The sequence below is a fragment of the Cobetia sp. MC34 genome, from assembly GCF_018340035.1.
In the GTDB taxonomy this organism is placed as follows: Bacteria; Pseudomonadota; Gammaproteobacteria; order Pseudomonadales; family Halomonadaceae; genus Cobetia; species Cobetia amphilecti.
Map to the genome: position 1 here is coordinate 19,412 of NZ_JADPPY010000016.1, position 15,526 is coordinate 34,937.

General features: G+C 62.8%; 14 protein-coding genes. 8 read left to right on the forward strand and 6 right to left on the reverse strand.

Features of this window, described 5'->3' with window-relative positions; translation table 11 throughout:
- Positions 1-82 precede the first annotated feature (82 nt).
- The 6 genes from IZU87_RS10330 to IZU87_RS10355 all read left to right on the forward strand — a co-directional run bounded on the left by IZU87_RS10330 (position 83) and on the right by IZU87_RS10355 (position 5,950).
- A complete protein-coding gene (locus IZU87_RS10330) occupies positions 83-916 on the forward strand; it encodes an alkaline phosphatase family protein (protein WP_213114436.1) in 834 nt (277 codons plus the stop codon).
- A complete protein-coding gene (locus tag IZU87_RS10335; RefSeq protein ID WP_213114437.1) occupies positions 916-1,764 on the forward strand; it encodes an ABC transporter permease in 849 nt (282 codons plus the stop codon). Before IZU87_RS10330 ends, IZU87_RS10335 begins: the two co-directional genes overlap by 1 nt.
- Positions 1,748-2,728, forward strand: coding sequence for an ABC transporter permease (locus IZU87_RS10340; RefSeq protein ID WP_213114438.1), 981 nt, complete (start codon positions 1,748-1,750; stop codon positions 2,726-2,728). Before IZU87_RS10335 ends, IZU87_RS10340 begins: the two co-directional genes overlap by 17 nt.
- Positions 2,728-3,915 carry an ABC transporter ATP-binding protein gene (locus IZU87_RS10345; protein ID WP_213114439.1) on the forward strand — a complete coding sequence of 396 codons (1,188 nt, stop codon included), beginning with the start codon at positions 2,728-2,730 and terminating at the stop codon, positions 3,913-3,915. Before IZU87_RS10340 ends, IZU87_RS10345 begins: the two co-directional genes overlap by 1 nt.
- On the forward strand, positions 3,908-4,582 hold the full coding sequence (locus IZU87_RS10350; RefSeq protein WP_213114440.1) for an HAD family hydrolase: 675 nt from the start codon (positions 3,908-3,910) through the stop codon (positions 4,580-4,582). The genes IZU87_RS10345 and IZU87_RS10350 overlap by 8 nt, the downstream gene beginning before the upstream one ends.
- A 162-nt stretch (positions 4,583-4,744) precedes the next feature.
- Positions 4,745-5,950, forward strand: coding sequence for a GAK system CofD-like protein (locus IZU87_RS10355; RefSeq protein ID WP_213114441.1), 1,206 nt, complete (start codon positions 4,745-4,747; stop codon positions 5,948-5,950).
- 112 nt (positions 5,951-6,062) lie between these two features.
- Here the strand turns inward: IZU87_RS10355 and chrA are convergent, their stop codons facing one another.
- The 4 genes from chrA to IZU87_RS10375 form a co-directional block, all read right to left on the reverse strand.
- On the reverse strand, positions 6,063-7,340 hold the full coding sequence (chrA, locus tag IZU87_RS10360) for a chromate efflux transporter (protein ID WP_213114442.1): 1,278 nt from the start codon (positions 7,338-7,340) through the stop codon (positions 6,063-6,065).
- Between the two features lie 263 nt (positions 7,341-7,603).
- Complete coding sequence (gene arsJ, locus IZU87_RS10365; RefSeq protein WP_213114443.1) at positions 7,604-8,923, reverse strand: organoarsenical effux MFS transporter ArsJ; 1,320 nt, start codon at positions 8,921-8,923, stop codon at positions 7,604-7,606.
- Between the two features lies 1 nt (position 8,924).
- Positions 8,925-9,974: an ArsJ-associated glyceraldehyde-3-phosphate dehydrogenase gene (locus tag IZU87_RS10370; RefSeq protein ID WP_213114475.1), complete on the reverse strand. Its 1,050-nt coding sequence runs from the start codon at positions 9,972-9,974 to the stop codon at positions 8,925-8,927.
- Positions 9,975-10,088: 114 nt separating this feature from the next.
- A complete protein-coding gene (locus IZU87_RS10375) occupies positions 10,089-10,493 on the reverse strand; it encodes a metalloregulator ArsR/SmtB family transcription factor (RefSeq protein ID WP_249330531.1) in 405 nt (134 codons plus the stop codon).
- Positions 10,494-10,954: 461 nt separating this feature from the next.
- Here IZU87_RS10375 and trxA point away from each other — a divergent pair, with 461 nt between their 5' ends.
- Positions 10,955-11,278, forward strand: a complete 324-nt coding sequence (trxA, locus tag IZU87_RS10380) for a thioredoxin (protein ID WP_054557199.1) — start codon at positions 10,955-10,957, stop codon at positions 11,276-11,278.
- Positions 11,279-11,478: 200 nt separating this feature from the next.
- A complete protein-coding gene (locus IZU87_RS10385) occupies positions 11,479-12,597 on the forward strand; it encodes an L-dopachrome tautomerase-related protein (protein WP_213114444.1) in 1,119 nt (372 codons plus the stop codon).
- 110 nt (positions 12,598-12,707) lie between these two features.
- Here IZU87_RS10385 and IZU87_RS10390 read toward each other — a convergent pair whose 3' ends face one another.
- Together IZU87_RS10390 and IZU87_RS10395 are read right to left on the reverse strand one after the other, a co-directional pair.
- A complete protein-coding gene (locus tag IZU87_RS10390; protein ID WP_213114445.1) occupies positions 12,708-14,114 on the reverse strand; it encodes a nuclease-related domain-containing protein in 1,407 nt (468 codons plus the stop codon).
- 248 nt (positions 14,115-14,362) lie between these two features.
- Positions 14,363-15,253 (reverse strand): LysR family transcriptional regulator, encoded by an 891-nt coding sequence (locus IZU87_RS10395; protein ID WP_131432217.1) that lies wholly within the window; start codon positions 15,251-15,253, stop codon positions 14,363-14,365.
- Between the last annotated feature and the right edge of the window lie 273 nt (positions 15,254-15,526).

A 15,526-nucleotide genomic window follows, 5' to 3' on the forward strand; every position in this document is an offset into this window, starting at 1 on the left:
CTGCTTCACGCGAGCAGAGCGCGCACCATCCTGATAGACGGCATCGCCTTTGCGGTGCCGTCTTGAGCTTCACGGAGTCACCATGTCTCAGCGTGTCATTCTTATCGTGCTCGACGGCCTCAACCACGCCGTGGGTCATCATGCCATGGGCTATCTGAGTGCCCTGGTCGAGGCCGGCCGTGGCCAGTATCAATCACTGGACTGCGAGCTGCCGGCCATGTCGCGCCCGCTCTATGAATGCCTGCTGACCGGCGAGCTGCCTGTCAACTCAGGTATCGTCAACAACGGTATCGTGCGCCGCTCACGCGGCATCAGCCTGTTCGACCTTGCCAGCCAGCAAGGCAAGCGCACGGCTGCCGCCGCCTATCACTGGGTCAGCGAACTCTATGTCGCGGCCCCCTTCGTGCCGGCCCGCCATCGCTGGCTCGACAACCCGGAATCCGCCATCCAAGCGGGCATCTTCTACTGGCAGGATCATTATCCGGATGACCATCTGTTCAGTGACGCCGAAATGCTGCGCCTGCGTCACGACCCGGATTTCCTGCTGGTGCATAGCATGAACATCGACGATGCCGGCCATCGTCATGGCGGCGACACGCCGCAGTATCGCAATGCCGCACGGCATGCCGACGTCGCGCTGGCCGACTACCTGCCGGCATGGCTGGAAGCCGGCTATCAGGTGATGGTGACCGCCGATCACGGCATGAATGCCGACCGCTCACATTCCGGCCTGCTGGAAGAGGAGCGTCGCGTGCCGCTGTGGACCTTCGGCACCGCCTTCGCCAATGGCGTCGCGACAGATCTCAAGCAACGCGAGCTCTGCGGCACCCTGGCCACACTGCTGGGGCTTGAGCACAGCAAGGCGAGCAATCCGTCGCTGCTGGCGAGTCATGCTGCCACGCGAGGCCTCAAGTGATGTCTGCCGCCTTCAAGCGCCGCCTGACCAGCCCCGTCATGTGGCTGCTGCCGTTTGCGCTGATCTTCGGCGCCTTCCAGATCGCGCCGCTGGTGTGGGTGATGATCAGCGCCTTCAAGACCCCCACGGGCTGGGGGCTGGCCAACTTTCACGAGATCGCCTCCTCGGCCTTCTTCCGACAGGCCATCTGGCGCAGCCTCGAGATCTCCTTCATGTCCAGCGTGCTGGGACTGGCGATCGCCGCCGTGACCTGTCACAGCATGCACCGCTGTGGTCCGCGCTTGACGCGCATGATGATTGCCTTCACCAACATGACCAGCAACTTCGCCGGTGTCCCGCTGGCCTTCGCCTTCATCATCCTGATGGGCGCCAACGGCATGCTGACCCTGATGCTGGAGCGCTTCGGTCTGCTCGAGAACTTCAATCTCTACTCGCGCACCGGCCTGATCGTCATCTACACCTGGTTCCAGATTCCGCTGGGCATCCTGTTGCTATATCCCGCCTTCAGCACCCTGAAGACGGAATGGCGTGAAGCCGCCAGCCTGCTGGGCGCCAACCGCCTCGCCTACTGGCAGCACATCGGCCTGCCGGTGCTGTGGCCGTCCCTGGCAGGCACGCTCACCGTACTCTTCGCCAATGCCATGGGCGCCTACGCCACCGTCTATGCGCTGGTGAATACCAGCTACAACCTGATGACCATCCGCATCGCCAATCTGGTCTCCGGAGACCTGTTCCTGCAGCCAGAACTGGCCAGTGCACTGGCCCTGGTGCTGGTCGTCATTCTCGTCATCGTCACGCTGATTCAGCAATGGCTCATGCGCAGGAGCTACCATGTCACTTCCCGCTGAACTGCCCTATCGCCACGGCAAGCCCTTGCTGCCCAGCCTGATGGCGCGCCTGCGCCGCGTGAATGTCTATACCTTCATCGTCACCAGTGTCTTCGCACTGCTGGCACTGCCACTGATCGCGACGCTGTTCTACGCCCTGGCGACACGCTGGGGCGCCAGCCTGACTCCCGACGCCCTGACCGTGAAATGGTTTCTGGAACTCTGGACCACGCCGCGTTTTCTGGCGGCATTCGGGCGCTCGCTGCTGGTCGCCGTCGGCGCGCTGGCACTGTCGTTGCTGCTGATCGTACCGGTGGTGTTTCTCGCCAACACGCGCTATCCGCGCCTGGATAGCGTGATGAATGGGTTGATCCTGCTGCCCTTCGCCGTGCCACCCATCGTGTCTTCGGTCGGCCTGCTGCAGCTCTACGCAGGCGGCCCGCTGGCCATCGTCGGCACGCCGTGGATCCTGATCCCCACCTACTTCACCATCGTGCTGCCCTTCATGTACCGCGCCCTGGCCAACAGCCTGCGCGCACTGGATGTGGCGTCCCTGATGGAGGCCGCTCAACTGCTGGGGGCGAGTCCGCTCAAGGCGTTCTTCCTAGTCGTACTGCCCAATATTCGCGTCGGCATCCAGATTGCCGTCTTCCTGGCCTTCTCGTTCCTGGCTGGCGAATTCGTGTTTGCCAACATGCTGGTCGGCACCCGCTTCGAGACCCTGCAGGTCTATCTGAACAATATCCGCGGCGCCAGCGGCCACTTCACCAGCGCCCTGGTCATCACCCTGTTCGTGTTCACCCTGATCCTGACCTGGCTCGGCAATCATCAGCCCGCCGAGCAGGAGATGCCCGCGGATGACCCCGACGAGGCGCAGGCCACCGCCATGACCGACGGCTTGCCCGGCCCGGTGCCGAGCGCCGACCCCGAGCCGCGCCACACCACTCACCAGTCGTCAGACTCCGCACCCCGAGGGGACCGCTGATGCTTGCCATCGACACCGCCACCACATTCGATAGCCAGAGCGCCGGCGGCCTTCTGACCAGCGCCCTGCGCGAACGCGCCGCCGACCAGCACTACCTTAAGCTCAATGGCCTGGCCAAGAGCTTCGGCAAGACCCAGGTGTTCGCCGAGATAGAGGCCGAGATCGCGCGCGGGGAATTCATCACCTTGCTCGGCCCCTCCGGCTGCGGCAAGTCGACCCTGCTGCGCGCCATCGCCGGCCTCAATGATGTCGATGCCGGCCAGATCATCGTCGATGGTCACGACATCACGTCGCTGCCGCCGCAGCGTCGCGGCATCGGCATGGTCTTCCAGCACTATGCGCTGTTCCCCAACATGCGCGTGGCGGAGAACGTGGCCTTCGGGCTGCGCATGAAGAAGGTGCGCACGGAAGAGCGCGAGCGGCGTGTCAGCGAGGTGCTCAGACTGGTGGAGCTGACCGATCAGGCGCAGCGTTTCCCGCACCAGTTGTCTGGCGGTCAGCGTCAGCGTGTGGCGCTGGCACGCGCGCTGGTGGTCGAGCCGCAGATCCTGCTGCTGGATGAGCCGCTGTCGGCACTCGATGCACGTATCCGCCGCCATCTGCGTGATCAGATCCGAGATATCCAGAAGAGCCTCGGCCTGACCACCCTGTTCGTGACCCACGATCAGGAGGAGGCGCTGCTGCTGTCGGACCGCATCTTCCTGATGCATCAGGGGCGCATCCTGCAACAGGGCAATGCTGAGTCGCTGTATACCCGCCCGGTGGATGCCACGGCGGCAGGTTTCATGGGGCATTACAATCTGATCGGTCGCGAGCTGGCGCGCCCGCTGCTTGGCTACGAGAGCGACAGCCCACGCGTGGCACTGCGTCCGGAAGCGCTGTATCTGCAACCGGACACCAGCCCCCAGGGGCAGCAGGATGAATATGCCAACTTCCCGACCCAGCCCTTGCCGGACAATGCCGGCCCTGGCTGCCCGGGGGTGATTCGCCGCCACCAGCTGCTCGGCAATATCGTGCGCTACGAGGTGGACTGTCAGGGACTGCGCCTGAATGTCGATGTCCTCAATCGCAGCGCTCGGCAGTTACTGCCGCGCCATCTGCGCGTCATGCTGCACGCCGATCTGGATGAGGTTCAGGCGCTGGGCGGTAACGAGACCGCCGCCACGTCACAGGTGTCCCATGGATGACATCACAGGGCTTGCCATCTTCGATCTCGACGACACCTTGCTCGAGGGCGATGCCACGGGGCTTTGGACCGACTGGTTGATCGCGAAGAGCTGGATCGCCGATGGCGAGGAATATCGCGCGATCTGGGCACAACAGATGCTGGACTACGCGGCCGGTCAACTCGACATGGAGACTCACCTGACTCACCTGCTGGCCCCGCTGGCAGGTCGCGCCGTCAGTGAGGTCGATGCCGAGGTGGCACGCTTTCTCGATGCCGAGCTGATGCCGCGCCTGTATCGTGAGGGGCTGGAGCGAATTCACTGGCACCGTGCGCAGAACCATCAGGTCGTGATCATCTCGGCCTCGACGGCGCATCTGGTCGCCCCCCTCGCCGAACGTCTGGCGCTGGACGCGGCCCTGGCCACGGCCCTTGAGACCGAGCAAGGCTGTTACAACGGGCGAGCCTGTGGCATTCGCACCTTCCGCGAGGGCAAGCTCGCGGCACTCAAGGCATGGCAGCAGCAACATGCCAGCCACAGTGCCGTGGTGCCCAGCTGGGGCTATTCGGATTCACGCAATGATCTGGCCTTGCTGGAATTCGTCGATCACCCCTTCGCCGTCCACCCGGACCCGACCCTTGCCAGCCTGGCGCAACAGCGCGCCTGGCAGACACTACGTTGGCAATGAGGGAAACCAAACTGGCAACAAGAAACGCTGGGCTGGGATCGAGAGACTGGACTGGAGTCGAGAGTCCCTGCGCTGGAATTGAGAGAAAGTGCATAATAGGCGACGCTGGGCGTAAAAAAAGGCACTCTATGCCAAAAATGCAAGCATAAAGGAAGCCATGCAATGGCCAAGGTCAGGGTCAGTCGGACCGCACGTGTACCCGATCCCATGCGCGTCAGGCGCTATCTGAAAGCCCCCGAAGTCGGCCCACGCATGCTGTTCTTCAGTGGCGGTACCGCGCTGACCGGGGTCTCACGCACCCTGACCCGCTATACCCACCACAGCATCCATCTGGTGACGCCGTTCGACTCCGGTGGCAGCTCGGCCAAACTGCGCGACGCCTTCTCGATGCCCGCCATCGGCGATCTGCGTTCACGCCTGATGGCGCTGGCCGATGACAGCGTCCTGGGCCATCCCGACATCTATCGCCTGTTTACCCACCGCCTGCCACGTGAAGCGCGCCCGGAGATGTTACATGCCACGCTGCGCGAGCTGGCGGCCGGACGTCATCCGTTGACCATGGCGGTCGCGGAACCGATGCGCACCCTGATCTGCCATCAGCTGGGCTTTCTCATCGACGCCATGCCGGAAGGCTTCGATCTGCGCGGCGCCAGCATCGGCAATCTGATCATTGCCGGTGGCTATCTGAACCATCACCAGCAGCTGGATCAGATCATCTTCCTGTTCTCCAAGCTGGTGCACGTGCGCGGCACGGTGCGCGCCGTGGTCAATGCCGATTGTCATCTGGCGGTGACGCTGGAAGATGGCCGCGAGATCATCGGTCAGCATCGCATCACCGGCAAGGAAGTCGCGCCCCTCGACTCGCCCATCGCGCGCATGCGTCTGGCCGCGGCAGAGGGCGAACACCATGTGCCCGTGGTGCCGGAGCTGCACGCCAACAATCGCCAGTTGATCGAGTCGGCCGAGCTGATCTGCTTCCCTCCCGGCAGCTTCTACTCCAGCGTGCTCGCCAATCTGCTGCCCAAGGGCGTCGGGCGCGCGGTGCTGGCCAACCCCTGCCCCAAGGTCTACATCCCCAACTGCTGCCCGGACCCGGAACAGACCGGCAAGCGCATGGATGAGCTGGTCAGCGTGTTGCTCGACACTCTGTGTGCCGACCTCACCGGCCGCATGGAAGACTGCCCCACCGAGAACCTGCTAAACATCGTGCTCCTCGACAGCCAGCGCGGTGACTACCCGGGCGGCCCCTGCATCGAGGCGCTCGAGCGCATGGGCATCACCGTGATCGACACCCGCCTGATCAGCGAGCAGAGCGCGCCCTACTACGACAACGAGCTGCTGGTCACCGCGCTGCTGTCGCTGGTGTGACACCAGCCGCTCGGCCTGAAGTTGCTCGGCATGAGTTGCTCTGCAGAAAAAGAACGCCCCCGCCTGCCAACAGCAGACGGGGGCGTTCTTTTATCAGATACGACGTCGGGACTTAGATCACGCCACGCACCGCGCCGAGGATCACCATCCCCAGCACCAGCTTCCAGGGTGCCAGCGAGAAACGCGTCAGAGCGATGAAGGCGGCCAGCGCGATCACCAGGTCCGTGCGGCTCAGCACGCTGGTGGTCCATAGCGGGTCATAGAGCGCCATGCCCAGCACGCCCACCACGGTCGCATTGGCGCCGGCGAGCGCAGCGTGCGCCCCGGCGCGGGCGCGCAGACGCCCCCACAAAGGCGCCACACCGATCAGCAGCAGAATCCCCGGCAGGAAGATGCTCAATAGCGCAATGACGGCACCGAACAGTGCCGAACCTCCGCCCACCTGCGCCATGCCGGCCCCCAGCCAGGCGGCAAAGGTGAACAGCGGCCCCGGCATCGCCTGGGCGGTGCCATAGCCGGTGAGAAAGGTATCGGCCGCGATCTGGCCCGTCTCGACGGTGGAGGCCTCCAGCAGCGGCAGCACCACGTGCCCGCCCCCGAACACCAGCGCCCCGGCACGATAGAAGATATCGACCAGACTACCCGAGGCCACCAGGGGCAGGCCGATCAACAACACGAAGAACGCGACCAGGCAGTAGCGCGCCAGGCGCGTCGAGACCGGCAGTGACAGCCCCGCTGCCTGGGCTTGCTGGCGCACGGATGCCGCCTTGTCATCACGACACAGCAGGCTGCCGAGCACTGCGCCCATCGCGATCACCCCGACCTGCGCCCAGGCGACTTGCGTCCAAGCGCTCTGTGCCAGCGCCAGGCCCAGCATGGCCAACAGCGCCAGACAGGTACGCCTCAAGTCCGGGCACAGCTTGCGCGCCATGCCCCAGATCGCCTGGGCGACGACGGCCACCGCCACCAGCTTCAAGCCGTGGATCACCCCGGAGGCCAGCGGCCCTTCGAGGCTGCCCGCCACCAGTGCCAATACCAGCAACGCCAGCGCAGACGGCAAGGTGAAGCCGATCCACGCCAGTATCCCGCCCATCACGCCACCGCCACGCACCATGCCCAGTGCGAAACCGACCTGGCTGCTGGCCGGGCCCGGCAGGAACTGACAGAGCGCGACCAGCTCGGCGTAGGCCTTGTCACTCAACCAGCCTCGCCTGCGTACCAGCTCATCGTGGAAGTATCCCAGGTGGGCAATCGGGCCGCCGAAGCTGGTCAGCCCCAGCGTGAGGAAGGTGCGCAGCACTTCACTGCGCCGCGCCTTGTCGCTCGCAAGCGCAGCATCAGACGTCGCAGGGTCGCGCTCACGCTTTGCAGTTTCATCCGGATGTGACATGACGTTTCTCTTGGAGCGGAAAGGAAAGGATAACGACCAGAAATCCAGCAAGGGGCTTAGCAAAAGCTATACGAAAGAATTTTCACTTGCTGACGCTACGGTGACATCAGGTGAATGCGCAATGACCTGATCCTCTCACCCCTTGCATCACCCACCAGACTATCGCCGCCAGATGACAGGAAGCCCGCCCCATGGTTGGGACGGGCTTCCTGCATGAGGGCTTCCTGCATAAGGGCTTGGGTGTCAGGTGTCCGGCGAAGGCTTCAGTTGGCCGACGTCTCCTGAGTGGAGGCATGCTGCGTGTCCGAGGGCAATGCGATGGCCATCACCGCGCTCGCCGCCACCAGTGCCGCCGACCACCACAGGCAGGCTTCCAGACCATAGGCCTGATAGAGCCAACCGGACAACAACGTGCCCAGCAGGCGCCCCATGGCGTTGGCCATGTAATAGAAGCCGACATCCATCGACACGCCTTCACTGCGCGCGAAGCGCACGATCAGGTAGCTGTGCCAGCTGGAATTGACGGCGAAGATGACGCCGAACACCAGCAGACCGATGATCAACCACTCAAGGGGTGCCAGCCCCAACAGGATGGCCGCACTGCTGTCGCCACCCTGCTGCGCGTCCAGCGACATGCTCGCCATCAGCGCGGGCAACAGCGCCAGCACGCCGGCCAGCAGCACGGTCATCCAGCGCACGCCCGCATCACCGCTCAAGCGATGCGCGATCGGCCCGGTAATGTGCGGGGCCTGGGTCTGCACCCCGCCATAACCGATCACCCACGCGGCCATCAGGATACCGACCGTCCAGAAGTTCCAGCCATGTACCTCGGCCAGATAGACCGGCAAGGCGACCACGAACCAGACATCGCGTGCAGCGAACAGGCACATGCGCGCCGCTGACAGCACATTGACCGCCCGCGAGGTCGAGAACATCTCACGAAACGCCGGCTTGCGGCTGGCCTTTCTCTGCCCCAGCGATGCCGAGAGCTTGCGCAGTGACAGCACCAGCACCACGGCCAGCATGAGCCACATGGCCAATACCGTGCCCTGGAAGCCGATGAGACTGAGCGCCGCGCCACCGAGGAAGAAGCCCAGACCCTTGAGGGCATTCTTGGAGCCGGTCAGCAGCGCGACCCAGCGATACAGTGCGCTCTGCGATTCCGCCGCCTGCTGCCCCTTCGGCACCAGCACCTTGATGGCGCTCTTGGCGCTCATCTTGTTGAGGTCCTTGGCGATGCCCGACAGCGCCTGGGCGATCATCACCCAGACCACCGTCAGCATGGGCTCCGGCACCAACAGCATGCCAAGCGCCACCAGCTGCATCGCAAGCCCCGCATTCATGGTGCGATTGAGGCCGAGCCGCGCCCCCAGCCAGCCGCCGACCAGGTTGGTGACGACACCGAAGGCCTCGTAGAACAGGAACAGCAGCGCGATGTCCAGCGCCGAATAGCCCAGCGAATGAAAATGCAGCACCACCAGCATGCGCAGTGCGCCATCCGTCAGCGTGAAGGCCCAGTAATTCCCCGTCACCAGCAGGTACTGGCGCACCTCATGGGGCAGCTCTCGCAGGCGGGCAAGCATTTCAGCGCTCTCGTGTGCTGGCGTCGACCAGATCACCCAGGTCCACTTTCAGCGCCAGCTCTGCGGTGCGGTTTGCATAGCCCCACTCGTTGTCATACCAGGCGTACAGCTTGAGCTGGGTACCCGCGACGACCATGGTCGAGGGCGCATCGATGATGCTGGAGCGGGAATCGGTACGGAAATCGATCGATACCAGCGGACGTGTCTCGTAGCCCAGCACGCCGGCCAATTCACCTTCTGCCGCGCTCTGCAGCGCCTGATTGACCTCTTCCACCGTCACTTCGCGGTTGAGCTCGAACACCATGTCGGTCAGGGAGGCATTCGCCAGCGGCACGCGAATGGCGTGGCCGTTCAAGCGGCCTTCCAGCTCCGGGAAGATGGCGCTGATCGCCTTGGCGGAACCGGTGGTCGTCGGAATCAAACTCATGCCGCAGGCCCGCGCGCGGCGCAGGTCCTTGTGCGGCGCATCCAGAATCGTCTGGGTATTGGTGATGTCGTGCACGGTGGTCATGGAGCCATGACGAATGCCGAACTGCTCCTGAATCACCTTGATCACCGGTGCTAGGCAGTTGGTGGTGCAGCTGGCCGCCGTCACGATGCGATGCTCATCGGCGTTGTAGAGGTGATCATTGACGCCCATGACGATGTTGAGCACGCCCTCTTCCTTGACCGGCGCGGAGACCACGACCCGCGAGACGCCCTGCTCGAGATAGGCGTTCAGCACCTCGGTGCTCTTCTTCTTGCCGGAGGCCTCGATCACCACATCGCAGCCCGACCAGTCGGTATCACCGATCTCACGCTGGCTTGAGAATGCCGTGCGCTGACCATCGAGGGTGATGGAGTCCGCGTCACTGGTGATACCGGTGCCCGGCGACCACTGGCCATGCACGGAATCGAATTCCAGCAGATGGGCGAAGGTCGCGGCATCGCCACCCGGGTCATTGATACACACCACGTCCAGCACGATATCCTCGCGCAGCTTCCACAGCGCGCGCAGGGCGAGACGACCGATGCGCCCGAAGCCGTTGATACCGACGCGCAGGGCCGGCATGCCCTCCGGCACGCTGATGGACGAGGAATAGGACGGAGCGCTATGAGCAGGACACATGGGCATTTCCTTGAGAGTGTTCGAAAAGATTCGGCTAACGTTCTACGCCCTGTGCGTTCAGCAGCAGCGCACAGGGCGGTTGGGCATCGTCTCTAGCCACGCCACCCAGCGCGACACCTCGCGGGCGTTGGCCTGACAGAGGGTCGTGAGTATCTGATGGCACCAGGCCGGCAGGTCAGGTGCCAGGCGGTAGTGCACCCACTGGCCACGCCGCTGACTGGTCAGCAAGCCAGCATCTCTCAGCTGGGCGAGATGCCGCGAGACCTTGGGTTGGGAGATGGGCATGGCGCGCTTCTCCAGCAGCCAGATAAGCTCACAGACACACAATTCTTCCATCTGGGCTAATAGCTGCACGACGGTCAGGCGAGTGTCCTCGGCAAGGCACTTGAAGACCTGCAACGGTGTCAGGCAGGCCGCCATGTCTCCCACTCCATCAATAACGCCATTGGTTGACGGTTTCATGGCGATGTCCTCGCGTATGCCTGAGCCACCTTGCTCCCCTCCCGATTCCCTCTCCCGCCCCCCCTCTCACCGGCACCTGACGCATGGCAAGGCAGGTTGTCTGCCAGCCGGCTGAAGCGCGTAGACATATGAAATATCATATATGTGTTTTTCCATATATCAAGTGACACATGCATGACAGTTGGATGACAGCCGGCGCCTGAATCGATGGCAGCGATGGAGATCGAGTGGAGGGGGAATGGAGGACAAATGAAGCGCGATCAGAGTGTCGCTTGGCTCGGTGTACCAGCGGGTAGGCGGTCACACCATCGCCACTGTTGCGCAAACGGCACGCATATGTTGCCTGGCCTCAAAAGCGAATGCGCTTGCGAACAAAAGTCGAGCAGCGTTAGTGTGTGCCCATCAAGCACACCAAGTGCCCTTTTGAATCACGCATCCCTCGTGATGCACAGGAGAGACAAATGGCGGATTTCGCACAAGTCGTCGATAGCAACTACACCCAGGAAGTCATCGAAAGCGAGCAGCCGGTACTGGTCAAGTTCTGGGCACCGTGGTGCGGCCCGTGCAAGATGCTCGACCCGATCGTCGAATCCATCGCCGAAGAACAGGGTGATGCTCTCAAGGTCGTTGCCATCAATGTCGATGATGCACCGGACCTCGCCGCCCAGAATGGCGTCCGTGGCCTGCCGACCATCGCGCTGTTCAAGTCCGGCGAGAAGCTCGAAGCCCTGACCGGCGTCCAGCCGAAGGAAAACTTCGACGCCATGATCTCGCGTCACGCCTGATCGAATCGGCCGCTGGCCGCAAGGCCCTGACGCTGCAATGAAAACGCCCTCCATGAGGGCGTTTTTTTGGTCTGCACGGTGCTTTAGGTTACTCTATACCCATGATTTTTCAGGCAATTATCGTCATAGAGAAATTCCTGCCTTCAAGATATCGCTGACCGCGACAGTAACACCAGCATTACCACGACAAGGAAACATTGATGCCTGACCCCGTCCGTTCGACCCGACATCTGGGCATGGTCGCCCTGCTTACCGGCCTGCTGACGGGCTGCGCCAACGGCCATACGACCCTGCCGGCCACCACCTCAGCGCTCAAGGCCGGGCCTGCCTACGGTGAAATGCGCTCTGTCGCCGTCATGCAGATTCGCCCCGGCAATGTGGTGGTGACGCCCAATGGACAGGTCTTCGCCACCATCCACCCGATGGATGGGGATCACGACGTGCAACTGGCCGAGATCACCGGCCAGAACAGCTACCGCGCCTGGCCCTCCCCTGCCTTGCAGACGCATGCCGGCCGCTACAGCGACGCCACCATCGATTCCCCGCTGGGCATCTACCAGGATGGCCAGGGCGGTCTGTGGATCACCGACATGGGGCTGCATCTGGGCAAGACCCGCCTGTGGGGCTTCGATATTGCCTCGGGCAAGCTGATCACCAAGCTGACTTTGCCTGCGAACATCGCCCCCGAGGGCAGCTTCGTGCAGGACCTGGCGGTGGACCGCAGCCGTGGCGTGGCCTATCTGGCAGACATCGCCAATCCGGGCTTGATCACCGTCGACCTGGAGAGCGGCGAAGCCACCCGCTTCAGCGAGCACCCGGCGCTTGAGGCAGAACCCGGTGCCAAGCTCAAGATCGATGGCAAGGACGTCCAGTTCAATGGCAAGCCTGCTAAGGTCGGCGTCGACCCGATCACCCTGTCCGACGATGGCGAGACGGTCTTCTTCGGCGCCATGACCGGCCACAGCTGGTACAGCTTACCGGCCAAGCTGCTGCGCGAAGGCGCCGATCACGCCACCATCGCCGCTGCCATCACGCGCGTCGGCGACAAGCCCGTTTCCGACGGCGCAGATACCGCTGGGGGCATCCACTACTTCACCAACCTCAATCAGCATGGGCTGGATGTGTTGGGTGCCGATGGCAAACTGACGCCGCTGGTGCGCGATGAACGTCTCGACTGGCCGGATGGCGTGCGCATGGCGGCCGACGGCTGGCTCTATGTCACCGTCAATCAGCTCGACAGCACGCCGCCCTTCAATGACGGCAAGGATAGCGGCCAGGCGCCGTACCGTATCTTCAAGGTCTGGCCCGTCGACAACTGAGTCGATAATTGAATCGGCAATAGAGAGGTCGGTCGCGTCGACCCTCTGAATGACAACGCCCGCATTCCTTGGTCAGGAATGCGGGCGTTGTCTTTCTGCAAGGCACCACATCAGTCGGGCTGTCGGAATATCACGAACTCATGCTCACATTGCGGGCAATGCCCCGAGTAGACCGCCCCGGGCTTGCTCAGGCGTACGCTGTGATGCTCGCAGGCCGGACAGCCCTGCTTGAGTGATGTGTTGGCGTTGCAGACCTGACATTTGACGTAATAGCCGTAGGGGCCGTAACGCCCCAGCAGTGCATCTTTTTCCTGACATTTCTGGCACTGGACTCGCACTTCCTGTGGCGCTTGCGTGGCGGCGGAAGCATTCAAGCGTGCGGTAATTCTGTCGAGATGCTCGCTCAACTGTGGCGAGGCCAGACACGCTTCAGGCACTGGCGACCCGACAGGTGCCTCGGCTGGCGGCGCTGTTGTATCGGCTCTGGTTTCAGCTTTTGGCTTAGCGACGCTCTCGGCGCTTGCCTTCGCCTCATTGACTGCCGCGGCGGCGGGGATGGCAACTGCCACTGCACTCGAATCGCCTCCCTGCCTGGCCATGGCGCGCTGCTTCTTATTACAGCGCTCCTGGTCGTCAAGCTCATGACTGCCTGGCGCATTGTCGCCAATGCCATTGCCGCCATGAGCGCTGTAGCCCGCGCCGTTGTTACCGAGGTCTTTGTTGGCGAGGGCTTTGCTATCAGATTCGCGGATACTACCCTCATTGACCGCCCATCGACTCGCGGCACTGTCAGCGGCGTCTGGCGTCTTCGCTGCCGGCTGCGGGCGACGACTCACCTCGCGACGGACGGTCTCGACGGCATGCGCGCGACGCGAACGGGCGTCCTGCTTGAGCAGGAACTCGCTGACACGCTCAAGCTCATCCTTGGTGAATTCCAGACGCGTATCGAACAGCAAGGCACGCTTGACCATCGAACGCGCCCCGATCAGACCACTGACCTGCTCGTGGAGAAACTCCGGCTTCACCACCTGAGCCGAGGCCCCCTTGGCCATATCGTCACGGTGCACGATGGCATTGCTCGAGACGGCGCACAGCACTTTCCATTGTCGACCGGCAAAGCCGCCTTGCAGCCCCAGGGTCTTGTTCATCAAGTGAGTGCGATGCTCGATCAACAGGCGCTTGAGAATATCCTGCTGCAATTCCCCCTGACGCAGTGGTGACTTGAGCCCAGACCAATTGCCCCGATAGCTGCGCTGCCATTCACCTGCCGCATTGACCCTGACTTCACCAGTGATGCTTTTCGACTCGATGATGATGAAGCCGAAGGGATGCATGACCAGATGATCGATCTGGGCATTCTCCTCACCATGTTTCAGTCGCAGATCATTGAAGATCACGACCTCGGGGTCGTCCCCGAAGGCACGCCGTAGATGGAAGGCCACATCCTCTTCCTGGCGGTGACCATACCTGGCGCGCTCATCGTCGCCACTGTAGGCCTCCTTTTCCTTGGCTATCATCTGCTCGTCCCTGAAGCGCTGATTACATCCTTGTCAGCCCAATATATCGCTATTGCCCGTAAAATACGCCATGCAACATGCGTCAATAAACAGTTTTCATCAAGAGATTATAAAGTTTATTTAAATCAGCCCGACTCCACTGCCATGCTTCAGGTGCGGGATAATCGTTAACACTCTGCGCCAGGACATACCCGCGCCACTTTACCCGCTGTTGTCAGGACAAGTCTGGGGCGCCAGACATCAGCCATTCACAGCGTCAGGCGGGTGGCGAGAAACTCGACGAAGGCGCTGATGCGCGGCGACAGCGTACTGTTGCGGTAATAGACCGCCTGGATCTGCTCGCGGGGATTGGGACTCTGGATCTGGCCGGGCAACACTTCCACCAGAGCGCCGGTCTTGAGGTCATTGCCCAGCATGAAGCGCGAGATCAGGGCGATACCATGCCCCGCCAGGCACAGCTGACGCATGACTTCGCCACTGGTGGTCGGCAGATGGGGTGTCGTGTCGAAGCCCTGTGGAGCACCCTTGAGCGGCCAGCGATTGAGACGACTGGGGGGCAGGAACCCCAGCAGCTGATGGGCCTGCAGCGCCGCGACACTGGACGGCACGCCATGCTCGGCCAGATAGGCAGGGCTTGCGACCAGATGCAGCGTGGAGCGCCCCAGCACCTTGGCGTGCAGCGTGGAATCATCCAGCTCGCCGATGCGGATGGCCACATCGGTACGCTGTTCCAGCAGGTTGATGATGTCATCGGCCGCTGACAGCTCCAGCGCGATGCCGGGATAGCTGCGTGAGAACTCCGCGACCAGCGGCACCAGCTGATGCAGCACGAAGGGGCTCGCGGCATCGACGCGCAGCCGGCCACTGGGCTGATCGCGCTGCTGCAACAGAGCCTCTTCGGCACTGCCGAGCAGCAACAAGCCCTCGCGCACGCGTTCGACGAAGCCGCGCCCCTCATCGGTCAGCGCCACGCTGCGTGTAGTGCGGTTCAGTAGCGGCGTTTCCAGCTCACCTTCCAGGCGCTGGATGGCCCGCGATACCTTGGCCACCGGAATGTTCAACCGATTGGCGGCGGCGCTGAAGCCCCCGCTATCCACCACGGCCAGTAGCAACTCGAGGTCATCCGAACGGCTGCGCATGCTGCGATCTCCTTGAAAGTGCAAGATGCATGGTCCCATGCATCTTTGCAGAAATCACAATAATCATCCGCATCATGATCGCTTCTGCAATATGGCTTGCCGATCAAATCACACAGCAAAAGGATGTCGCCTAGAGCCCACCACGGCGACGCTCGCCAGGGCGCAGCATCCTGACCCTTGCCTTGGGGGTGCGCCGCGGCAATGACGGAGGCGCCGGCGGTGTCTCCAGCTGACCCGAGGGCGAGACATCGCTGGCGCCGATCGAGCCGCCCA